At 70.2% G+C, this 20,995-nt stretch carries 23 protein-coding genes and 1 riboswitch; of the genes, 10 read left to right on the forward strand and 13 right to left on the reverse strand.

The window, feature by feature from the left end; translation table 11 throughout:
* Window positions 1-125 precede the first annotated feature (125 nt).
* Window positions 126-1,667 carry an FAD-binding oxidoreductase gene (locus KIK09_RS16655; RefSeq protein ID WP_214320117.1) on the reverse strand — a complete coding sequence of 514 codons (1,542 nt, stop codon included), beginning with the start codon at window positions 1,665-1,667 and terminating at the stop codon, window positions 126-128.
* Between the two features lie 16 nt (window positions 1,668-1,683).
* On the opposite strand from KIK09_RS16655, the gene KIK09_RS16660 reads away from it, so the two are divergent.
* From KIK09_RS16660 to KIK09_RS16675, 4 genes are all read left to right on the forward strand, one after another.
* On the forward strand, window positions 1,684-2,196 hold the full coding sequence (locus tag KIK09_RS16660; RefSeq protein WP_214320118.1) for a TetR/AcrR family transcriptional regulator: 513 nt from the start codon (window positions 1,684-1,686) through the stop codon (window positions 2,194-2,196).
* Window positions 2,189-3,676, forward strand: a complete 1,488-nt coding sequence (locus tag KIK09_RS16665; protein WP_214320119.1) for a glycerol-3-phosphate dehydrogenase/oxidase — start codon at window positions 2,189-2,191, stop codon at window positions 3,674-3,676. Before KIK09_RS16660 ends, KIK09_RS16665 begins: the two co-directional genes overlap by 8 nt.
* A 290-nt stretch (window positions 3,677-3,966) precedes the next feature.
* On the forward strand, window positions 3,967-4,632 hold the full coding sequence (locus tag KIK09_RS16670; protein WP_308164135.1) for a sucrase ferredoxin: 666 nt from the start codon (window positions 3,967-3,969) through the stop codon (window positions 4,630-4,632).
* A 101-nt stretch (window positions 4,633-4,733) separates the two neighbouring features.
* A complete protein-coding gene (locus tag KIK09_RS16675; RefSeq protein WP_125634885.1) occupies window positions 4,734-5,045 on the forward strand; it encodes a WhiB family transcriptional regulator in 312 nt (103 codons plus the stop codon).
* 108 nt (window positions 5,046-5,153) lie between these two features.
* Here KIK09_RS16675 and cydB read toward each other — a convergent pair whose 3' ends face one another.
* The 4 genes from cydB to KIK09_RS16695 form a co-directional block, all read right to left on the reverse strand.
* The gene (gene cydB / locus KIK09_RS16680; protein WP_214320121.1) at window positions 5,154-6,149 is read right to left on the reverse strand and encodes a cytochrome d ubiquinol oxidase subunit II; all 996 of its coding nucleotides are present in this window, start codon (window positions 6,147-6,149) and stop codon (window positions 5,154-5,156) included.
* Between the two features lie 12 nt (window positions 6,150-6,161).
* On the reverse strand, window positions 6,162-7,538 hold the full coding sequence (locus KIK09_RS16685) for a cytochrome ubiquinol oxidase subunit I (RefSeq protein WP_214320122.1): 1,377 nt from the start codon (window positions 7,536-7,538) through the stop codon (window positions 6,162-6,164).
* A gap of 52 nt (window positions 7,539-7,590) precedes the next feature.
* The gene (locus tag KIK09_RS16690) at window positions 7,591-7,824 is read right to left on the reverse strand and encodes a DUF397 domain-containing protein (protein ID WP_214320123.1); all 234 of its coding nucleotides are present in this window, start codon (window positions 7,822-7,824) and stop codon (window positions 7,591-7,593) included.
* Window positions 7,825-7,939: 115 nt separating this feature from the next.
* Window positions 7,940-8,821 carry a Sco1979 family transcriptional regulator gene (locus KIK09_RS16695; protein WP_308164136.1) on the reverse strand — a complete coding sequence of 294 codons (882 nt, stop codon included), beginning with the start codon at window positions 8,819-8,821 and terminating at the stop codon, window positions 7,940-7,942.
* A gap of 272 nt (window positions 8,822-9,093) precedes the next feature.
* Between KIK09_RS16695 and KIK09_RS16700 the strand changes: the two genes are divergently transcribed.
* On the forward strand, window positions 9,094-9,420 hold the full coding sequence (locus KIK09_RS16700) for an ATP-binding protein (protein ID WP_372455674.1): 327 nt from the start codon (window positions 9,094-9,096) through the stop codon (window positions 9,418-9,420).
* On the opposite strand, the gene KIK09_RS16705 is transcribed toward KIK09_RS16700, so the two are convergent.
* Both KIK09_RS16705 and rsgA read right to left on the reverse strand, forming a co-directional pair.
* Window positions 9,417-10,046, reverse strand: a complete 630-nt coding sequence (locus tag KIK09_RS16705; RefSeq protein ID WP_214320126.1) for a phosphoribosyltransferase — start codon at window positions 10,044-10,046, stop codon at window positions 9,417-9,419. The genes KIK09_RS16700 and KIK09_RS16705 overlap by 4 nt on opposite strands.
* A 156-nt stretch (window positions 10,047-10,202) precedes the next feature.
* Window positions 10,203-11,300: a ribosome small subunit-dependent GTPase A gene (gene rsgA, locus KIK09_RS16710; protein WP_214320127.1), complete on the reverse strand. Its 1,098-nt coding sequence runs from the start codon at window positions 11,298-11,300 to the stop codon at window positions 10,203-10,205.
* A gap of 256 nt (window positions 11,301-11,556) precedes the next feature.
* On the opposite strand from rsgA, the gene KIK09_RS16715 reads away from it, so the two are divergent.
* The 3 genes from KIK09_RS16715 to KIK09_RS16725 all read left to right on the forward strand — a co-directional run bounded on the left by KIK09_RS16715 (window position 11,557) and on the right by KIK09_RS16725 (window position 14,213).
* Window positions 11,557-12,072 (forward strand): sigma-70 family RNA polymerase sigma factor, encoded by a 516-nt coding sequence (locus tag KIK09_RS16715; protein ID WP_250573211.1) that lies wholly within the window; start codon window positions 11,557-11,559, stop codon window positions 12,070-12,072.
* Window positions 12,069-12,782, forward strand: a complete 714-nt coding sequence (locus KIK09_RS57745; RefSeq protein WP_308164137.1) for an anti-sigma factor family protein — start codon at window positions 12,069-12,071, stop codon at window positions 12,780-12,782. The genes KIK09_RS16715 and KIK09_RS57745 overlap by 4 nt, the downstream gene beginning before the upstream one ends.
* A gap of 162 nt (window positions 12,783-12,944) precedes the next feature.
* Complete coding sequence (locus KIK09_RS16725; RefSeq protein WP_214320128.1) at window positions 12,945-14,213, forward strand: CHRD domain-containing protein; 1,269 nt, start codon at window positions 12,945-12,947, stop codon at window positions 14,211-14,213.
* A gap of 631 nt (window positions 14,214-14,844) precedes the next feature.
* Here the strand turns inward: KIK09_RS16725 and glyA are convergent.
* The 4 genes from glyA to KIK09_RS16745 all read right to left on the reverse strand — a co-directional run bounded on the left by glyA (window position 14,845) and on the right by KIK09_RS16745 (window position 18,401).
* Entirely contained in the window at window positions 14,845-16,098 is a 1,254-nt protein-coding gene (glyA, locus tag KIK09_RS16730) for a serine hydroxymethyltransferase (protein WP_214320129.1), read from the reverse strand.
* Between the two features lie 17 nt (window positions 16,099-16,115).
* A riboswitch (ZMP/ZTP riboswitch) is annotated at window positions 16,116-16,200 on the reverse strand.
* Window positions 16,201-16,214: 14 nt separating this feature from the next.
* A complete protein-coding gene (locus KIK09_RS16735; protein ID WP_214320130.1) occupies window positions 16,215-17,159 on the reverse strand; it encodes a YihY/virulence factor BrkB family protein in 945 nt (314 codons plus the stop codon).
* Window positions 17,160-17,219: 60 nt separating this feature from the next.
* Window positions 17,220-17,594, reverse strand: a complete 375-nt coding sequence (locus KIK09_RS16740) for a YccF domain-containing protein (RefSeq protein ID WP_214320131.1) — start codon at window positions 17,592-17,594, stop codon at window positions 17,220-17,222.
* A gap of 33 nt (window positions 17,595-17,627) precedes the next feature.
* Window positions 17,628-18,401 carry a TIGR03084 family metal-binding protein gene (locus KIK09_RS16745; protein ID WP_214320707.1) on the reverse strand — a complete coding sequence of 258 codons (774 nt, stop codon included), beginning with the start codon at window positions 18,399-18,401 and terminating at the stop codon, window positions 17,628-17,630.
* 90 nt (window positions 18,402-18,491) lie between these two features.
* On the opposite strand from KIK09_RS16745, the gene KIK09_RS16750 reads away from it, so the two are divergent.
* A complete protein-coding gene (locus tag KIK09_RS16750; protein WP_214320132.1) occupies window positions 18,492-19,292 on the forward strand; it encodes a DUF1707 SHOCT-like domain-containing protein in 801 nt (266 codons plus the stop codon).
* A gap of 23 nt (window positions 19,293-19,315) precedes the next feature.
* On the opposite strand, the gene KIK09_RS16755 is transcribed toward KIK09_RS16750, so the two are convergent.
* Window positions 19,316-19,705, reverse strand: coding sequence for a nuclear transport factor 2 family protein (locus KIK09_RS16755; protein WP_214320133.1), 390 nt, complete (start codon window positions 19,703-19,705; stop codon window positions 19,316-19,318).
* A 54-nt stretch (window positions 19,706-19,759) separates the two neighbouring features.
* Between KIK09_RS16755 and KIK09_RS16760 the strand changes: the two genes are divergently transcribed.
* The gene (locus KIK09_RS16760) at window positions 19,760-20,311 is read left to right on the forward strand and encodes a TetR/AcrR family transcriptional regulator (RefSeq protein ID WP_214320134.1); all 552 of its coding nucleotides are present in this window, start codon (window positions 19,760-19,762) and stop codon (window positions 20,309-20,311) included.
* Here the strand turns inward: KIK09_RS16760 and KIK09_RS16765 are convergent.
* Window positions 20,265-20,993: a sirohydrochlorin chelatase gene (locus tag KIK09_RS16765; RefSeq protein ID WP_308164138.1), complete on the reverse strand. Its 729-nt coding sequence runs from the start codon at window positions 20,991-20,993 to the stop codon at window positions 20,265-20,267. The genes KIK09_RS16760 and KIK09_RS16765 overlap by 47 nt on opposite strands.
* Window positions 20,994-20,995 lie beyond the last annotated feature (2 nt).

Here is a 20,995-nt window from a genome sequence, read left to right on the forward strand (position 1 = left end):
CCGGCCACGCCCGCACACGTCCTGGAGTCCCGCGGCGCCGCGCCACCGCCTGCCTACCGTGCCCCCTCGCCATCCCGCCGTACGGGGCGGCGGCCGTACCGGGGTGCAGGGTGACAGGCGAGGGGTCAGGGGATCAGGGTGCCGGGGTTCATGATGGTGGTGGGGTCCAGGGTGGTTTTTATTGCGCGGAGGACTTCGGCGCCCAGGGGGCCGAGTTCTGTGGCGTAGGGGGCGCGGTGGTCGCGGCCGATGCCGTGGTGGTGGGTGATGGTGCCGCCTGCTTCGATGATGGCGGTGTTGACCGCTTGCTTGGCCGTTTCCCAGGTGTCGAGGCCGTGGGAGGTGACGACGGTGAAGTAGAGGGAGGCGCCGGTTTCGTAGACGTGGGAGATGTGGCACATGATCAGCGGGTTCCCGAGGGAGCCCGTGAGTGAGCGGCGGACCGCGTCGTAGAGGGCGGGCAGGGTGGACCAGAAGGCGGCCGTCTCCAGCGTCTCCACGGTGGCGCCGACCGACAGGAGCGAGTCGCGCAGGTAGGGCGCGGAGAAGCGGCCGTGTTCCCAGGACGTGCCGGGTTCCTCGCCCAGGGGCGTGCCGCCGCAGCCGGTGAGGACCTCGGCGGCCAGGCGGCGACGGTCGGCGACCGAGGCGCCCTCGTAGCCGGCGATCACCAGGCAGCCGTTGTCCGAGGCGCCGCCGATCGCGTCGGGGCGGGCCAGGCCGATCATGGTCTCGGTCTCGTCCGACAGGCGCAGGACCGTGGGCAGCGGGCCGTCCTGGGCCAGCGTCCGCAGCGCGGCGGACCCCGCGGCGAACGACGGGAAGCGCCACCCCTCGTAGACGCGCTCGGCGGGCGCCCGCCGTACCCGCAGAACCAGTGACGTGATGACGCCGAAGGCGCCCTCGGAGCCCAGGACGAGCTGCCGCAGATCGGGGCCCGCGGCCGACTTGGGCGCGCGGCCGAGGGTCAGCGTGCCGCGCGGCGTGGCCAGGGTGAGCCCGGCGACCATGTCGTCGAAGCGCCCGTACCCGGCCGAGGCCTGGCCGCTGGAGCGGGCCGCGGCGAAGCCGCCGAGCGTGGCGTACTCGAACGACTGGGGGAAGTGGCCGAGGGTGAGCCCGTGGGCGGCCAGCAGGCGCTCGGCCTCGGGGCCGGTGACGCCGGGTTCGAAGGTGGCCAGGCGGGACTCGGCGTCCAGGGAGACGAGCCGGGACATCCGGCTGAGGTCCAGCGCGATCACCGCCGCATATCCCGATTTATCGGGAGAAAGCCCGCCGACGACGGAGGTGCCCCCGCCGAAGGGGACGACGGCGACGCGCGCCGAGGCGCACGCCGAGAGCAGCGCGACCACCTCGTCATGCGTCCCCGGCAGCACCACGGCGTCCGGCGCATCCGACCCGTCCCCGGATCGGATGCGCATCAGGTCCGGCGTGGACTTGCCGCGTGTGTGCCGCACCCGGCTCTCGTGATCGGTCAGCACGTGCGCGGAGCCGACGATCTCGGCCAGCGACACGGGCACCGGCGCGGGTGGCGGCAGCCGTACCTCTGCGAGAGAGACCGGCGGCGCGGCCGGCGGGCGCACGCCGAGCAGGTCGTGCAGCAGCGCGCGGACCTGGTCCGGCAGTTCGCGGGCGCGCGCGGGGTCGCCCCATCCCAACCACAGCATGTCTACACTGTGACACATGCCGTCGAATCGTCACAATGATGATGTTCTGGATGCGGCGCGAGACTGCGTCCTGGCCTACGGCGTGCGGCGCACGACGCTGACCGACGTGGCGCGCAGGGCGGGCGTCTCGCGGATGACCATCTACCGGCGCTGGCCCGACATACGCACGCTGGTCGGCGACCTGATGACGCGCGAGTGGGTGCACGTGATCGAGGACCTCGACATCTCGCAGGACCCGGTCAAGGCCGTGGTGGAGGGCGTCAGGGCGCTGCGCGGGCACCCGCTGTGGCGCAAGATCGTGGAGGCGGATCCCGAGCTGTTGCTGCCGTATCTGATCCAGCGCAGGGGCGCCAGCCACGAGGCGATACTCGCGGTGCTCGAACGCGCGACAGGCGACGTGCGCAAGGCCAGGGCGGTGCTGCTGGTGGCGCAGTCGTTCCTGCTGTCGGCGCCGACCATGCTCGACCCGGTGACGCTCGGCGACCTCGACGACGAACTGACGGCCCTGCTGGAGGGATACCTTGGATAGCTCGCTGAACGCCGCCCGCCGCGCCCGTGAGCTGCGCGAGGTGGCAGAGGAACAGGTCGACGTGCTGGTCGTCGGCCTGGGCGCGACCGGTGCGGGCGCCGCGCTCGACGCGGCCTCGCGGGGACTGACGGTGGCCGCGATCGACGCGCACGACCTGGCGTTCGGCACCTCCAGGTGGAGCTCCAAGATGATCCACGGCGGGCTGCGCTACCTGGCCAAGGGCCAGGTGGGGGTGGCCTACGAGAGCGCCGTCGAGCGCGACGCGCTGCTGCGCGTCACCGCGCCGCACCTGGTCAGGGCATACCCGTACCTGCTGCCGCTGACCCCGGAGGTCTCGCGGGCGCAGGCCGCCCTGGTGATGACCGGTTACCGCCTCGGCGACGCACTGCGGGCCGCCGCCCGCACACCGCGCCGCCTGCTGCCGGGCCCGTCCCGGCTGAGCGCCGCCCGCACCCGCGCCGCCGCCCCCGTCGTGCGCGAGTACGGCTTGCGCGGCGGGCTGCTGTCGTGGGACGGCCGCCTCCTGGACGACGCCCGCCTGGTGGTGGCCATCGCCAGGACGGCCGCCGCGCACGGCGCCAGGATCCTGACGCGCTGCAGGGCGCTGAGCCTGTCGGGGCGCGGCGCCCGGGTCCGCGACGAGCTGACAGGCGGAGAGCTCGCCATCCGGGCCAAGGTCGTGATCAACGCGGCCGGGGTGTGGGCGGGCGAGCTGGACCCGTCGGTCGAGCTGCGCCCCTCGCGCGGCACGCACCTGGTGCTGCGCTCCCTGCCCGGGCTCCGCACCGGCCTGCACGTGCCGATCCCCGGCTCGCTCAACCGCTTCGCCCTGGTCCTCCCCCAGGCCGACGGCCGCGTGTACGTGGGACTGACGGACGAGCCGGTCGACGGGCCGATCCCCGACGTGCCCGAGGCTCCCGAGGCGGACATCAGGACGCTCCTGGACCTCCTCAACTCGGTGCTCGGCACTCCTGTGCCCCGCGAGGCCGTGGCGGGCGCCTACGCGGGCCTCAGGCCGCTGCTGGCGGCCGAAGGGAGCACGGCGGACATCTCCCGCGAACACGCGGTCCTGTGCCGTGACGGGCTCATCACGGTCGTCGGCGGCAAGCTCACGACATACCGCCGCATGGCCGAGGACGCGGTGGACCGGGCGGTCTCGTTCGCGAACCTCCCGGCGGGCCCGAGTCGCACCTCCGGCATCCCGCTGGCCGGAGCGGGCCCCGTACGGCCCGGCGTCCCCGCCCGGCTGGCCGAGCGCTACGGCGGCGAGGCACACCTGGCGCTCCGGCTCGTCAGGGAGCATCCCGAGGGGGTGGGGCTCGGCCTGACGGAGGGCGACCTGCTCTGGTCGGTGCGGCACGAGGGCGCGCTCGACGAGTCAGACCTGCTCGACCGCCGCACCAGGATCGGCCTCGTCCCCGAGGACCGCCTGGCGGCGCTTCCCGCGGCGCGCCGGGCGTGCCGGCCACCTTCCCGTTAGGTTAGTCTTACCTAATTCTCTGACGGGAGACGGGGGGAGACTTGGCCAGGGGCTGCGCGCATCCGGACGGCTGCCACTCGGGCACGGTGCCAACGCTCGCCAGCGCGACCGTGGGCGCCCGGCTCTGGCTGCTCATCGAGCACACCGGCCCGTGGCCCTCACACCTGGAGCACCTGACCCTCCCCGAGGAGATCTCCGAGCTCGTACGGCGGGCCCTCGACCGTGGCATCCGCCCCCAGCTGATCCGCCGCCCGGGAAGGCGCACCCGCTCACGGGACCAAGGGATCCGTGTGCTAGTGGCCTACGGCTGCGGACCCGAACCCTGGCTGGCCGGGGGCGTCATCGCAGGTCCTGACGATCTTGATCTGGACGCGCTGGTGGCCGGAGTGGTCCCGGAGTCCTGCATACTTGATGACGAGCCGGTATTTCTGGTCTGCACGCACGCCAAGCGCAATGCGTGCTGCGCCCGCATTGGACTACCCCTCGCTCGTGAGCTGGCGGAAATTTTGCCGGACAGAGTGTGGGAAACGTCACACGTTGGCGGCGATCGCTACGCCGCCAACCTCGTGTGCTTGCCACACGGAATTTTCTACGGCAGCATGTCTCAGGCTGCTGCGATCGCAGCGGTCAACGCGTACCGGTCGGGCGAGGTCACTCTCGACCGTTTCCGGGGACGCGCAGGCATCCCTGAGCCATTGCAGGCCGTAGAGCATTTTGCCCGAACCCATACGGGAGAGTGCTCACTCGGCGCGGTGGCCGTGGAATCCTCCAGGTCGGACGGTGACGTCACCGAAGCCATTGTGCGCGTCGGCGACGTCCGGTTCCAGGTTGTGGTTGAGCCATCGGCGTTCCAAGCGCCGTGTGGTACGGCTTGCGCCGAGACGATCACCACCTACCGGCTGGTTTCGCTGGACAGGCTCACGCCTGTGCGGTACGCCACGCCAGCTCTCACCTGATCACGGGAACATCACGGCTAACCCCTGCGTTGGAACAGTGACGCCGAAAGCGTCCAATGCGGCTCAATCAGCGAAATACCTCTCACGAAGGTGGTTTTCTCATGTCTCAGGTACGTCGGCAGCTCGCCCGCCCGCGCCCCAGCTGGGGTTGGCAGGATGATGCCGCGTGCCGGGGTGAGGACCTCGTGCTCTTCTTCGGCCCCGACGGGGAGCGGCAGCCCGAGCGTGACGTACGTGAGCGGAAGGCCAAGGCGATCTGCGCCGGGTGCCCGGTCCGCAACGAGTGCCTTGACTACGCGCTGTCCCGTCCGGAGAAGTACGGCACGTGGGGCGGTCTCAACGAGGACGAGCGCGCTTCCGAGCGTCGCCGTCGTATGCGCCGCGCCGCCAGCGCCGGCATCTCCGCCGCCTGATACTCCACCCGGCTCTCTTCCGCGTGATCACGCAGTTGTCCCGATGATCTGGGGCCCTGGCATCCCATGCCCGCGGCCCCGGCGAACCCGGTCGGGACAACTGCTTGATCAGGCCGGAATGTCGCGCACGCCGATCCTGCGGCGGAACACCCAGTACGTCCACGCCTGGTACAGCAGCACCAGCGGCAGGAAGATCACCGCTACCCACGTCATGATGCCCAGCGTCTTGGGCGTGGAGGCGGCGTTGACCACAGTGAGGCTGTAGGCGGGGTTGAGCGTCGAGGGCAGCACGTTCGGGTAAAGCACCGCGAACAGGCTGATCACGGCCATGCCGATGGCGAACGCCGACAGCCCGAAGGCCCAGCCCTCCCGGCCCTTGTACGACAGGACCAGCGCGCAGACGAACGCCAGCGCGGCCACCCCGGCCAGGACCGCCGTCACGGCGTCGCCGCCGTGGAACTGCGTCCACACCAGGAAGATCACGGCCAGCACCGCGGCCACCACGCCCGTCTTCAGCGCGAGCCCGACGGCCCGCTGCCTGATCTCGTCCCTGGTCTTCAGCGCCAGGAAGATCGCGCCGTGCGTGGCGAACAGCGTCAGCGTGACCAGCCCGCCCAGCAGCGCGTACGGGTTGAGCAGATCCCAGAACGTGCCCACGTAGTCGTGCCGGGCGTTCAGCTTCACACCCCTGACGATGTTGCCGAAGGCCACGCCCCACAGCACCGCCGGCACGACCGAGCCGAACACGATGGCCCTGTCCCACCCGGCCCGCCAGCGCTGCGAGTCCCGCTTGGCCCGGTACTCGAAGGCCACCCCGCGCAGGATCAGCGCCACCAGGATCAGCAGCAGCGCGAGGTAGAACCCGCTGAACAGCGAGGCGTACCACTCGGGGAAGGCCGCGAACGTGGCGCCGCCCGCGGTGATCAGCCACACCTCGTTGCCGTCCCACACGGGACCGATCGTGTTGATCATCACCCGGCGTTCGGTGTCGTTCCTGGCCAGGACGGGCAGCAGCATGCCCACGCCGAAGTCGAACCCCTCGAGCACGAAGTAGCCGACCCACAGCACCGCGATCGCCACGAACCACACGTTGTTGAGCGTCATCGCCGTTCCTCCTCAGTACGCGAAGGCCATGGCGCCGCCCTCCTCGGGCGCCTCGTCCGGCGGCGGGGCGGCCTTGCCGTACTTGATCATCAGGCCCAGCTCCACGACGGCGAGCGCGCCGTACAGCAGGGTGAAGACGATCAACGACAGCAGGACCGTGCCGGCCGAGACGGACGGCGAGACGCCCTGGGCGGTCTTCATCTGGGAGAAGACGATCCACGGCTGGCGGGCCATCTCGGTGAAGATCCAGCCGAAGCTGTGCGCGAGCACCGGCAGCACGACCGACCAGACGGCCACCCGCCAGAACAAGGGCTTCTCGGGAAGCCGCCCGCGGCGGGTAGCCCAGATTAGGACAAGCGCCACCAGCGCCGTCAGCAGACCGAAACCAATCATGAGGCGGAAGCCCCAGTAGGCGATCGGGATGTAAGGGCGGTAGTCGCCTGGGCCGAACCTCTGCTGGTACTCGGCCTGCAAGTTGTTGATGCCCTGCACCTTGCCGTCGAAGGAGCCCGTGGCCAGGAACGACAGCAGGCCGGGGATGTCCAGCGAGTAGATGGGCTGGGTGCCGTCCAGCGTGCCGATGGTGAACAGGGAGAACGGCGCGGGCTGCGCGGTCTCGTAGAGCGCCTCGGCGGCGGCCATCTTCATCGGCTGGGTCTGGGTCATCGTCTTGGCCAGCTGGTCGCCGGTCAGCAGCGCGCCGGCCATGCCGACCAGCACGGCGACCGCGCCGATCCGCATCGAGGGGCGGAAGACCTCCAGATCGCGCTTCCTGCCCAGGTGCCAGGCCGAGACGGCCATGAAGATGGCGCCGCCCGACAACCAGCAGGCCACGATCGTGTGCGGGAACGCCGACAGCACGACCTTGTTGGTCAGCACGGCGCCGAAGTCGGTGAGCTCGGCCCGGCCGTTGGCCTGCTTGAAGCCGACCGGCCACTGCATGAAGGCGTTGGCGGCCAGGATGAAGTAGGCCGACAGCGCGGTACCGATCGCCACCGCCCAGATGCAGGCCAGGTGGACTCCCTTCGGCAGCCGGTCCCAGCCGAAGATCCACAGCCCCAGGAACGTGGACTCCAGGAAGAACGCGAGCAGTGCCTCCATGGCCAGGGGCGCGCCGAAGACGTCTCCCACGAACCTGGAGTAGGAGCTCCAGTTCATGCCGAACTGGAACTCCTGCACGATTCCCGTCACCACGCCCATGGCGAAGTTGATCAGGAACAGCTTGCCCCAGAACTTCGTGGCCCGGCGGTAGGCGGGGTTGCCGGTCCGTACCCAGATGGTCTGCAGGATCGCCACCAGCAGCGACATCCCTATCGTGATCGGCACGAACAGGAAGTGGTACACCGTGGTGACCCCGAACTGCCAGCGCGCGATATCCAACGCGTCCATGTCGATGACTCTAAGTTCATCGACAGACACGCATTGTCATGACACGCCCGGATCAGGCGATCAGGTCGTCGAACTCCCCATCCTTGGCACCTAGGACGAAAGCGGTCATTTCCGCCCGCGTGTAGACCAGCGCGGGTCCGTCGGGGAATCGGGAGTTTCGCATGGCCACCTCCCCCGTCGGCAGGGGAGCCACCTCGACACAGTTGCCGTTGGGGTTGCTCCACCTGCTCTTGCGCCAGACCACTGACAGCCGTCCGGCGGGCGTTCCGTTGCGGAACTCATGCATGGACACGCTCCTTGCGCGCTTACAGATGCACGTGCATCGGTGGTTGCGAGCCGAGGATACGGGAGCGCAGTGATCGCTATATAGGTGATGACCAAAAATCCCTATATGGGGTGAATCACAGCTTCTCTAGGAACCGCCGCGTCTCTGCCGGGGATTCGGCCTGAATGCTCAACCTGTCCATGACCTGCATGTAGTGCTCCGACTCGGCAGGCTTGTCCAGATACAGGGCGCTGGTGAGCTGCTCCATGTAGACCACGTCCGGCAGGTCCCGCTCGGGGAAGCGCAGGATGGTGAACGGCCCGCCCGCGGCCGCGTGGCCGCCCCGGTCGAAGGGCATGAGCTGCACGGTGACGTTCGGGCGCGCGGTCATGTCCAGCAGGTGCCGGATCTGCTCGCGCATCACCTCCGGCCCGCCGCCGGGCGAGCGGCGCACGACGGCCTCGTCGATCACCGCCCAGAGCTTGACCGGCCGGTCGCCCACCAGACGGTCCTGCCGGGTCATGCGCAGCTTGACGCGGCGCTCGATCTCCTCCTCGGGGGTGCGCTCGTGAGCCAGCCTGATCACGGCCCTGGCGTAGGACGGCGACTGGAGCAGGCCGGGCATGAACTGGTTCTCGTAGGTGCGGATGACCGAGGCGGCGCCCTCCAGGCCGATGTAGACCTCGAACCAGCTGGGCAGCAGGTCGCCGTACTTGTGCCACCAGCCGGGCGCGTTGGCCTGGCGCGCCAGCTCGAGCAGAGGTGCCCGCTCGGCGGGGTCGTGCACGCCGTACAGGGTGAGCAGGTCGGCGACGTCACGCTCCTTGAAGCTGACCTGGCCGAGCTCCAGCCGCGAGATCTTGGCGTGGGAGGCCCGGATGGCGTACCCGGCGTCCTCCCGCGAGATGCCCATCTCCGTGCGAAGCCGGCGCAACTGGGTGCCCAGCAGTATCCGCAGCACCGTTGGGCTGCCCTGCGAGTAGCCCAGGATGTTACTCTCGGCACTCTCTGCTTTCACTGCGTGCTCCCAGATCACCTGCACGTGCAGATGCGATTTGCATCTGTAAACTCCGAAAAGTCTTGCATCCGTAAGCATGCCCCGTAAAGATGGGCACTGGATCACCAGACCGCGCTTCGGGGGCCAGGATGACGACTTTCGACGCACGGCCGCAAGCCGCCACCGGGTCCGCTCCTCCAGGATGGCTCTCCTCCATTCTGCTGGACGGACGACCGAGCTCATGCGATGCGGTCTTCCCCTTCCATGAGCTCAGCTCGTTCGAGCCCACGTGCGTGGCCACGGCCAGGAGGTTCGTGGACACCACGCTCACCTCGTGGGGCGGAGACGGCGTCGTGTTCGACGCGCAGCTCGTGGTATCGGAGCTGGTCACCAACGCCATGCGGCACGGAGGCGGGGCGGTCCAGCTGCGGCTGCTGTGTCACGGACCCGAGTACGCCTGCGTCGTCACCGACTTCAGCAAGGCCGCCCCCATCGCCAGCTCCCCCGACGTCTTCGCCGAATTCGGCCGCGGCCTGCGCCTCGTCGAGGCCCTGTCGAGAGCCTGGGGCTGGCTCACCCCCGCCGGCCCTCGCAAGCTCGTCTGGGCCATCCTCGTCTAGCCCTTGTTCAGCAGCGTCAAGACGTCCTCGTCCGTCAGCTGGTCGAAGCGGTCGTACCACTGACCCACCGCGCGGAAGTCCGGGGGCGTCGCCAGCACCACCACCTCGTCGGCCTCCGCCCGCAGGGCCCCGACGGTCTGTCTCGCCCCCACCGGTACGGCGAGCGTCAACCTCCCCGGCCGGGTCACCGCCACCGCCCGCAGCGCCGCCCTGGCCGTCCCTCCCGTGGCGAGCCCGTCGTCGACCACGATCACCTCGCGCCCGGTGAGCTCGGGCAGCTCCCTTCCGCCCCGGTACACCGCGACCCTGCGGGCCAGCTCCCGCCGTTCGTCCTCGACCACCCAGTCCACCGACTGCGGCGTCAGCCCCAGCCGTCGCAGCAGATCGTGGTCGAACACCGGCTCCCCTCCCTCGGCGATCGCCCCCACGCCCAGCTCCGGGCTGGGCGGGTATCCGATCTTCCTGGTCACGAGCACGTCGAGCAGCCCGCCCACGCGGTGCAGGATCGGCACGGCCACGGCCACACCGCCCCTCGGGAGCGCCAGGATCACCGGGTCGCGCGCGAACAGCAGCCGCTCGGCGAGCAACGCGCCCGCCTCGGCCCGATCCGCGAACAGGTGCCCCATACACGGGTGCTACCCATTCCCCACCACTTCCCCCACCCTCGCGAGCGTGTACGGCGGGCGGACCCCGCCGGACGAACGTCTCGCCGACGCGGTGTCTGACGGGGTTCGGGTGGGAGGGGGGTTCCCGCGCGGCCGATGAGGGGCGCGCGGGTGGGGTTAGGGGCGGTTGCGGTTGGAGCGGCGCATTTCCTTGTGGATGATTTTCCAGCGGTTTTGCTGCTCCTTGCGGAGGCGGGCGTCCGTTCGGGTGGCCATCCAGGCCGCCTCTCGCTGGAGTTTGCGCCAGCTTTCGAGGCGTCTGTCTGGAAGGTCGCCTGATTCGACCGCCGCCAGGACGGCGCAGCCGGGCTCGCCGGTGTGGGCGCAGTCGGCGAAGCGGCAGGCCTGGGCGAGTTCCTCGATGTCGGAGAAGACGAGGTCCACGCCCTCCGTCATCTCGTAGAGGCCCACCCGCCGGATGCCGGGCGTGTCGATGACCAGCCCGCCGTCCGGCAGCGGGATGAGCTCCCGGTGGACCGTCGTGTGGCGGCCGCGGCCGTCGCCGGCCCGTACCTGCTGGGTCTCCATGACCTCCGAGGAGCACAGGGCGTTGACGAGCGTGGACTTGCCCGCCCCCGAAGGGCCGAGGACGACCGCGGTGCGCGAGCCCGCCAGGTAGCCGCGCACGAGGTCCACCCCTTGGCCGAGGACCGAGGAGACCGCGTGCACGTCGACGCCGGGAGCGGCGACGCGGACGTCGTCGAGCAGGTCCTCGAGGCCCTGTTCGAACAGGTCGGACTTGGTGACGAGGACGACGGGCGTGCCGTCGGACTCCCAGGCCAGCGCGACAAGCCGCTCGATGCGCCCGAGGTCGGCGAAGTCGGTGGCGTGCATGGACGGCTCGGCGACGAAGACCAGGTCCACGTTGGCGGCCAGGACCTGGCCCTGGCCGTCGCCGGACAGGCCGCCCCTGGAGACGCGGCCGACGCCGCCGCGGACGAACGCGGACGTCCTGGGCAGCACGGCATCGAGCTCGTAGCGGCCCTCGGGCAGCGTCTTCAGCGCCACCCAGTCGCCCACGCAGGGCAGCGCGACCGGGTCGTCGGCGGAGGCCCGCCGTACGCGGGCGCCGTATTTGACGTGGTGCTGCCCGTCGGAGGCGATCACCTCGGCGGCGCCGCGGTCGACGCGGGCCACGCGGGCGGGCACGGTGAGAGCGGGAAGCTCGGCGGAGCGGGATTCGGTCCAGCCGAGCAGCGAAAGATCGTAGGACAACTGAGGTAACACCCTTGGTTGAAGCCGGGTGTCTACACGGGCACCCGGGAGTTGATGGACGGCAGGCTGAACAGAATGACCCGCATAGTCCTCACCTCCCTGGTAGATGTCCTGGGCAGGACTCTATCCCACCCCATCTGCAAGATCGCAATCTTATTTTGAACCCGCCGAGGGGTGCGGGCCGTACTCCCTGCCGAGACCTAGGGAAAGGGGAATGATGCGGCTGAGCACCCGTCCCCCCGAGGGAGCCGTTCCCATGCGCCTGCGCCACGAGGAAGCCGCGGTGTCCGCGCTGTACCGGCAGTACCACGGGCCGCTGCTGGCCTTCGTCGTGCGCCTGACGGCCGGCGACCGGCAACTGGCGGAGGACGTGGTGCAGGAGACCATGATCCGCGCCTGGCGCAGCACCGATCAGCTCGACCCCGGCGCCTCGTCACTGATGCCGTGGCTCGCTACTGTGGCCAGACGGATCGTGATCGATGAGCGCCGGCGCAGGGATGCCCGGCCGAAGGAGTCCGGCGACGGCCCGCTGGAGAGCGTGCCGATGCCGGACGAGATGGAGGGTCTCCTGCACCAGGTGGTCGTCTCAGAAGCGCTGAAGGCCCTCTCGCCCGCGCACAGGGAGATCCTCAACGAGACGATCCTGCGGGATCGGTCGGTGAACGAGGCGGCCGAGGTCCTGGGCATCCCCGTGGGCACGGTGAAGTCCCGGGTGTACTACGCGGTCCGCGCGCTGCGGATCGCCCTGGAGGAGAGAGGGGTGACGGCGTGAGCTCAGGAGTCGAGCACACCGATGTGGGCGCCTACGCCCTCGGGCTGCTGGAGGAGGACGACCGGCGGGCCTTCGAGGCGCACCTCTCGACCTGCGAGTCCTGCGCGGCCGAGCTGGCGGAGCTGTCGGGGGTGGCCGACGCCCTGACCGGCATGGGCCCGGTGCGGGAGGAGGATCCGCCGCCGGAGGAGGACGTCCTCGACCTGCTGCGCAGGCGCAGGGCCGAGGCCAGGCGCAGCCGCAGGGGCACGATGGTGATCGCGGCGGCCGCGGCCGTGACGCTCCTGGCGTGCGGCATCACGATAGGCAGCAGGCTCGGCGACACGTCCGTTCCCACGGCGATAGGCAGCGAGCACTCCGGCCATCTGGGTCCCGCCGAGCAGTTCTACGCCGAGGGCACTCCGGTGGAGGGCACGGGCGTGGACGGCGTGACGGGCGGGCTGGTGCTGGAGTCCAAGGGCTGGGGCACGCACGCGGCGCTGCGGCTGGCTGGGGTGAAGGGGCCGCTGGAGTGCGAGCTGGTGGCGGTCTCCAAGTCCGGCCAGCGGAAGATCATGACCGGCTGGTCGGTTCCTCCTTCCGGGTACGGCGTGCCGGGGTCGCCCGATCCGCTCTACATGCACGGCGGAAGCCCGTGGCCGTTGCAGCAAATCGACCATTTCGAGGTCAATACCACGGCCGGTAAGACGCTACTTACCGTTAAAGCCTGAAATTTCGGCATCTGAAGCCCTTCCGCCGCAGGTGGGAGGGCTTCTTCATGCCCGCACCCCACTTATGTGCATTTTTACGCATAAAACGCTTGAACCCCGCGGAACCTCGGTCCCGTACTGCCTGCCGTACCTGATCCGGAGATAACACCCAAGGGGTTAACAATGTCGATTCCCAAGCTCGCCCTCGCCGTTCTGGCCACCGGACTGCTCGGCCCCGCCACCGCCGCTCAGGCGACCACGACCTCAGGTGACGACGTCTACCTGGCCGCGGGCCTGCGCGGCGCCAACGAGGTGGGCGTCAAGGGCGACCCTGACGGCCGCTCGACCGTGGTGATCAAGGTCAGCGGCAACCAGGTCACGTTCGCGATCCGCTGGAACAAGCTCGACCCGCCCACCGCCGGACACATCCACCTGGGCGCCAAGGGCAGCAACGGCGACGTGAAGTTGGAGTTCTTCACCAAGCCGCTGCCCAAGACCGTGCTCGGCGTGACCGGCACCGTCACCGCCACGCCCGACCTGGTCAAGGCGCTGACCGACGACCCGGGCGGCTTCTACGCCAACCTGCACGACGCCGCGCACCCCAAGGGCGCGCTCCGCGGCCAGTTCCACCGGCTGAGCAAGCCCGTCGACCTCAACGGCGTCCTGCACGGCAGCAACCAGGCCACGATCAACTCCCACGACGACGGCGCGCAGGAAGTGCAGGCCAACGACGGCAAGAAGCGCGGCGACAAGGACGGCAAGGCCACCTGGTGGCTGCGCCCGCTCAGCTCCTCGATCGCCTACACCGCCTTCTGGGACGGCCTGTCGCCGGTCACCAACGGCCACCTGCACAAGGGCGTGGCGGGCGTGAACGGGCCGGTGGCCGTCGACCTGTTCGACACGCTGCCCGCCAACGTGACCGGCGTCGCCGGCGAAGCGCCCGCGCCGAAGCAGCTCGTCAGGCGCATCGCCAAGAACCCCGGCAACTGGTACACCAACCTGCACACCACCGAGTTCGACGGCGGCGCGGTGCGCGGCCAGCTGTCCGGCAAACCGTTCACCCACCCGACCGCGGTGACGGCCGAGGTGCTGCGCGGCGCGCAGATCTACGCCTGCACCAACGGCGCCTTCGCCCAGTTCGGCGTCTCGGCCAAGCTGCGCCGCGGCATCGACCACTCCTTCGTGCGGCCGGTCGCGGGCCCGCCGCAGTGGATCGCTCCAGACGGCAGCGCCGTGCGGGGCAAGCTCGTCACCAAGACCCCCAACGGTGACCGGAACATCCCCGAGCTGGTCCTGGACGCCGCGCAGTCCGGCAAGCCCGCCGGTCTGCTCTCGCACGCCACGCAGGTGCTGCGGCTCAACACGGTCGGCGGCCTCGCCCCCGCGGGCGCCTGCAAGGCCGGCGCCAAGGTGTCCGTGCCCTACCGGGCCGACTACCTGTTCCTGAGCTAGGCCCGGGCGCCTCGGTCCCGCCCGCGCCTCCCCGACGCCCCGCCGCGCATCCCCCCGCGCGGCGGGGCGTCCTTTTCATCTCCTGTCCGGCAGGTCGGCAGCTCCTGTACGGCAGGCCGCCGCCACCCCCACCCGCCGCACTCCGGCCGGGCCCTGTCCAGGGAGACGCTTCTCCGGTGATGCGGGGTTGCGCGCCGTTACGCCGCGAGGAACCCCACGTCCACGGCCCCGGTTCCCCGCCGCACAGGGCGCCGCCTTCGCCGACCCACACCCCGCCGACCCGGCGCCTGAAACCCCGGCGTGACCAGGCGACAAACCCCGAGCGTGGACCAGGCGACAACCCCGCGCGTTGACCCAGCGACCAACCTGGGCGTGGACGGCGACCGACCCCGGACGTGAACCCTGCGACCAACCCCGAACGCGGAGCCCTGTCGACAGGCCCCGGACGTGAACCCTGCGACCGATCCCGAACGTGAAACCCTGCGACCGACCCGGGCGTGGACCAGGCGACCGACTTCGGGTGTGGATCAGGCAGCCGACCTCGGGTGTGGGCCGGGCGGTCGGGCCCGTGACGCGACAACGGCGCCGGGGGTGTGCCCTGGCGCCGTTGTGGCTTGCCGTACTTGGTGGGTCAGGACAGGCCGGGGGCGGGGAAGCGGGCCGTGAGCTCGCTGACCTCGCCGTGGACGCGGGTGATGACGTCCTCCGCGTCGCCCTTGGACAGGGCCGTGACGACCTCGTCCATCCAGGCGCCGATCTGGCGCATCTCCGCCTCCTTCATGCCGCGCGAGGTCACCGACGGCGTGCCGATGCGGATGCCCGAGGGGTCGAAGGGCCTGCGCGGGTCGAAGGGGACGGTGTTGTAGTTCGTCTCCAGGCCGGCCCGGTCGAGCGCCTTGGCGGCGGGCTTGCCGGGCACGCCCTTGGAGGTCAGGTCGATGAGGATCAGGTGGTTGTCGGTGCCGCCGGAGACCAGGTCGAACCCGCGGTTGGACAGCTCCTCCGCCAGCGCCTTGGCGTTGGCGACCACCTGGTGGGCGTAGGTGCTGAACTCAGGCTGGGCGGCCTCGTGCAGCGCGACCGCGATCGCGGCGGTGGTGTGGTTGTGCGGGCCGCCCTGCAGGCCAGGGAAGATCGCCTTGTTGAGCAGGGTTGCCTTCTCGTCGTCGTCGGCCATCAGCATGGCGCCGCGCGGGCCGCGCAGCGTCTTGTGCGTGGTGGTGGAGATGACGTCGGCGTACCCGACGGGCGACGGGTGGGCGCCGCCCGCGATCAGGCCGGCGATGTGCGCGATGTCGGCGGCCAGGATCGCGCCGACCTCGCGGGCGATCTCGGCGAAGGCCGGGAAGTCGATGATGCGCGGGATGGCGGTGCCACCGCAGAAGATCACCTTGGGCCGATGCTCCAGGGCCAGCTCGCGGACCTGGTCCATGTCGGCGCGGCCGGTCTCCTTGCGGACGTTGTAGGAGACGGGCTTGAACCACTTGCCCGACACCGACACGGGCGAGCCGTGGGTGAGGTGGCCGCCGGAGGACAGGTTCATGCCCATGAACGTGTCACCGGGCTGCATGAAGGCCAGGTAGATGGCCAGGTTGGCGGGCGAGCCCGAGTACGGCTGCACGTTGGCGTGGTTGACGCCGAACAGGGACTTGGCCCGCTCGATGGCCAGGGTCTCGATCGGGTCGATGACCTGCTGGCCCTCGTAGTAGCGCTTGCCGGCGTAGCCCTCGGAGTACTTGTTGGTCAGTACCGTGCCGGTGGCCTCGAGCACCGCCTTGGAGACGTAGTTCTCCGAAGGGATCAGCTTGACCGTGTCGGCCTGCCGGCGTTCCTCGGCTCCGATGAGCTCGGCGATCTGCGGGTCTACGCTTTCGAGAGAAGACATTACGCTCCTTACCCCTCCGCGAAGACCCAGGCGCACGGCCTCCGCCCCTTCCGCTTCCCGGTGGTCCGTCCCACCATTGATGCGCCAGTCGCGACGTCTAGACCTTAGCGGAAGCCTCAGGGAGTGGTGCGACTCACTCCCGGCCACAGCCGGTCCACCTCGGCGTTGAGTATCGCTCCGATCAGCACTGCCAGCGCGGTGATGTAGAGCCACAGCAACAACGCGATCGGCGCGGCGAGCGAGCCGTAGATCGACACGGGCGACACCCAGGCGGCCAGCACCGCCCTGAGCACGGCCGCGCAGACGATCCACAGGATCAGCGCCAGGATCGCGCCCGGCAGCTCCCGGTACCACTTCGTCCGCACCGGCACGCTGACGTGGTACAGCACGGTCAGGAACAGCACCGAGCCGCTGATCACGACAGGCCAGTAGAGGATGTCGACCAGCACCTGGTAGTTGGCCGGGATCGCCTGTTTGAGCAGCGTCGGCCCGATGACCAGCACCGGCATCACGATGATGCCGATCACCAGCCCCACCAGGTACAGGCCGAAGGACATCAGCCTGGTCCTGATGATGCCGCGCTCCTCCCCCAGCCCGTAGGCCACCGAGATGAGGTCCACGTAGACGTACAGCGCCCGCGAGCCCGACCACAGCGACAGCAGGAAGCCCAGCGAGATGATCGACACCTTGCTGGCGTTGTCGCTGAGGACGTCCGTGATGAGCGGCTTGACGACCTTGTTGACGGCTTCCTGGGTGAACAGGATGCCCGACTGGTGCAGCACCCACTGCTCGGTCTGCCGTACGGTGGCCTCGCCCAGCCAGGTGCCGAGCTTGGCCAGCACCCCGATCAGCCCCAGCACGAACGGCGGCAGCGACAGCAACGCGAAGAACGCCGCCTCGCCGGCCAGCCCCGTCACGCGGTAGTTGACCCCCGCGTTCGTGGTAGCGCGGACGATCGCCCACGACCGAGTGTCACGGACCCAGCTGAGCTGGGTTCGTGCCAGCGAGGCGAGCCTCTTGGAGGCTGCCTTCGGCCTGCTAGGCGCATCGGTGGACGTCATGGCACCCAACGGTATTAGCAGTGACTCTTCGGGACAGCTTACGTCCCTAAGAGCCCTGCCCTAGTCGACGTCGACGATGCGTGCCCCCAGCGGGAGCAGTGACACCGGGATCATCTTGAGGTTGGCGATGCCCAGCGGGATGCCGATGATCGAGATGAACAACGGGATCGAGGTGATGACGTGGCCGATCGCGAGCCAGATGCCCGCCACCACGCACCAGATGATGTTGCCGAGCGCCGAGAACACGCCGGCGTCCTGGTCACGCACGACCGTTCGTCCGAACGGCCACAGCGCGTAGGCCGCGATCCTGAACGACGCGATGCCGAACGGGATCGTGATGATCAGAATGCAGCAAATGATCCCCGCGACGGCATAGCCGATGGCCAGCCACAGCCCTGCGAAGACCAGCCAGATCACGTTGAGGATTGTCCGCATGACTACAGCATGTCACCGTTCGGCCTGCGGAAGTCATCCGGAATGCCCCTGATCCTTCCCTGGCGCCCGCCCCTTACCCGGCGGCCCGGCGAAGGCCTGCGCGATGGCCGCCCAGGCGCCCGCGGTCTCCCCCGTGACCTCGAGGGAGGTGTCGGCCAGGTGCACGCGCTGGGTCACCAGCAGGCAGAAGTCCAGCATCGGCCCGCGCACCACGTTCCCCGCGTCCTGCGGCCCGGCGCTCCACACCTGCCCGTCAGGCATCACGAGCTCCACCCTGACCTGCTCCTGCGGCACAGGCAGGTTCCGTACGGCGAAGCCGTACGGCATGGCGCGGAAACCGATCGTCGCCACGTGCCTGAGCCGGGCCGTGGGCTCCCTGGTGACGCCGAGCGCGTCGGCCACGTCCTGGCCGTGCGCCCACGTCTCCATCAGGCGGGCGGTGGCGAAGGAGGCGGCCGACATGGGCGGGCCGTACCAGGGGATGCGCGTGCGGGCGTCCAGGCCGGCCAGGACGTCGGCGAGGCTCGCCCTGGCCGAGGTGAACCACGCGTGCAGGTCGGCGGCGGGCATCGACCGGTGCTCGGCCGCGATGTCGTCGGGCGAGGTGAGCCCGGCCGCGGCGAAGGCGTCGGGGTCGGTCACGGCGGTCCGCGCCGCGTCGTCGAACCACGCCAGATGGCTCACCTGGTCGCGGATCGCCCACCCCTCGGCCGGAGTGGGGGTCTCCCACTGTTCGGGGCGCAGCGGCCGCAGCAGGGTCTCCAGGGACGCGGTCTCCGCGCGCAGGTCGGCTACCAGTTCGGCCATCAGGTCCACGCCGACACCTTATGGTCGCCGAAGCCTATGGAACAATGATCTGCCGTCCGCGGATCCGGCAAAACGCGATATGTTGCGTTTATGACTGACCCGGGCGAGCTGCGGGCCTCCGACGCAGAGCGAGAGGCCGTCGTCGAGGTATTACGCGAAGCCTCCGTGGAGGGGCGCCTGACGCTGAGCGAGCTGACCGAGAGGACCGAGGCCGCCTACAGCGCCAAGACCCACGCCGAGCTGGCCCTGATCACCCAGGACCTGCCGTCGGCGAACCGTCCGACGGCGGCCGCGGCCCCCAAACCCCCCACCGGCGCCTTCCAGCAGCAGCTGCAGCGGGCCCGCAAGTGGTTCGTCGGCGTGCTCGGCGAGAACAAGCGGCGCGGCGCCTGGCGCATCGACGAGGAGATCGGCGCCACCGCCGTGCTCGGCGAGGTGGTGCTCGACCTGCGCGAGGCCGAGGTCCGCACGGACGTGGTGGACATCATGGCGATCGCGGTGCTGGGCAACGTGAAGATCATCGTGCCTGACGGCGTCTATGTGGACCTGGACGGCGTCGCGGTGCTCGGCGAGCGCAAGCTCGAGGTCGCCCAGGCGCCGCAGGGCATGAACGTGCCCGTCATCAGGATCCATGCCTACGCGATGCTGGGCGAGATCAAGATCATCGGCGACTCGCGGGCCCAGCCGCTGCGGCGCGCGATGACGGCCTGGCGCGAGCAGTGGAACCAGCTCCACGGCGCCGACTGGCAGGCCATGCGCCGCGAGCTGCACGCGGGCTGGCGCGAGACGCGCAGGGGGATGCACGAGGAGTGGCGCGACTCGCGCCGCCAGATGCAGCAGGACCTGCGCGATACCCGCCGCCAGCAACGCAGGGACCGCCGCGGCTACTGACGTCTGCCCCTCCCGCTGGTCGATCACCGTTTCCCGATGACCTCGAGCAGCGGCAGCGGGTTGACGTAGTCGCGGAAGGACACGATGCGGCCGTCGCGGACCCGGATGACCTGGATGGGCCGCTGCGTGAACGGCGCGCCGGTGGCGGTGACGGTGCCGTGCGCCGTGTACTCGACGATCACCACCTCGGGGTCGGCGGTCTCGTGGAAGACGACGTCGGTGTACTCGTGGAAGGTGATGATCCCTCCCTGCTCGCCCACGAAGGCGGCGATCTCGTCCCTGCCGCGCAGCACGCCGGGGACGCCCTCTGGGCGGTAGGGCCATTCGATCACCCCGTCGGGCGCCATCAGCTCCAGCAGCCTGCCTGGATCGCCGGGACGGGTGAAGTGCTGAGCTATCTCGAGTGCATTCATTGAACGAACGTACAATGAAATTCCGACCTCGGTCAACGCTCGTACAATGAGCCGGTGAACGAGCCGCCCCGCCGTACCAGGGCACAGCAGCGCCGCGACACCGAGGCGCGCATCCTTGAGGTCGCCCGCCGGAGTTTCGCCGAGCACGGCTACGAGCGCACCACGATCAGGGCCGTCGCGGCGGCCGCCGGGGTGAACGCGGGCCTGGTCATGCACTACTTCGGCTCGAAGGACGAGCTGTTCGCGCGCGCGGCCAGGCTGGCGCCCGACGACCTGCGGGCGGGCGATCCCGCGCAGGCGCTGCTGGAGGCGCTGCGCAAGCGGCTGGACGGCGAGCCGGTGGCCTCGCTGGCCGTGCTGCGGTCCATGCTGACCCACGCCGAGGCCTCCGAGGGCTTCCGCGAGGCGGGGCGCAGGTGGCTCGACCAGATCGAGCAGGCCATCCCCGCCGAGGACGCGGCCCTGCGGGCGGCGCTGGTCAGCGCGATCATCACGGGCGTGGTCGTGGACCGCTACCTGCTGCGGCTGAGCGCGCTGGCCGACGCGCCCGCCGAAGACGTCATCGAACTGCTACGGCCCTGCTTCGAGAGTCTGGCCGGATCGTGAGAGCCGCCTCGTACCGCTCGAGCAGCACCCGGACCAGCTCCGGCGCCACGCCCAGGACCTCCGCCGTCGCGTCGGCGCCGGCGCTGTCGCGCACCTTGTCGGCGAAGTAACCGGGCGCCAGCAGGTACGGCGCCACGGCCACGCGGGGCGCCCCCGCCTCACGAAGCGCGGTCACGGCCTGCACGGGCGTCGGCTCCGCCGCCGAGGCGTACGCGGCCCGCACGCCCCACCACCCGCGCTCCGCCCAGGCGCCGGCCATGTCGGCGATCACCGCGTTGGCCTGCGGGTCGCTCGAGCCCGCCGAGACCAGGACGACGGCCGTGTCCGGGTCGCCGGGCTCGACGCCCGCCTCGGCCAGGCGGCGCTCCAGGGCGGAGAGCATCAGCGGGTGCGGGCCGAGCGTGGTGCCGTAGTGGACGCGCAGCCCGGGCTTGGCGGCCTTCAGCTCGTTGAGCGCCGCGGGGAGGTCCACCTTGCTGTGGTAGGCCTCGGTGAGCAGCAGCGGCAGCACCACTGCCTCGTCCAGCCCGCGCATGGCCTGGGCCAGCGTCGGCCGGGTGTGGTCGAGGTAGGCGACCCGCACGGGGACGGTCGTGGCCCGCCGTACCTGGTCGAGCAGGGCCTCGACCGTCGCGGCCGCGCGCGGGTCGCGCGAGCCGTGTGCCACCGCGACCAGCGGCACCG

The organism is Nonomuraea sediminis (assembly GCF_018531495.1).
Taxonomy (GTDB): Bacteria; Actinomycetota; Actinomycetes; order Streptosporangiales; family Streptosporangiaceae; genus Nonomuraea; species Nonomuraea sediminis.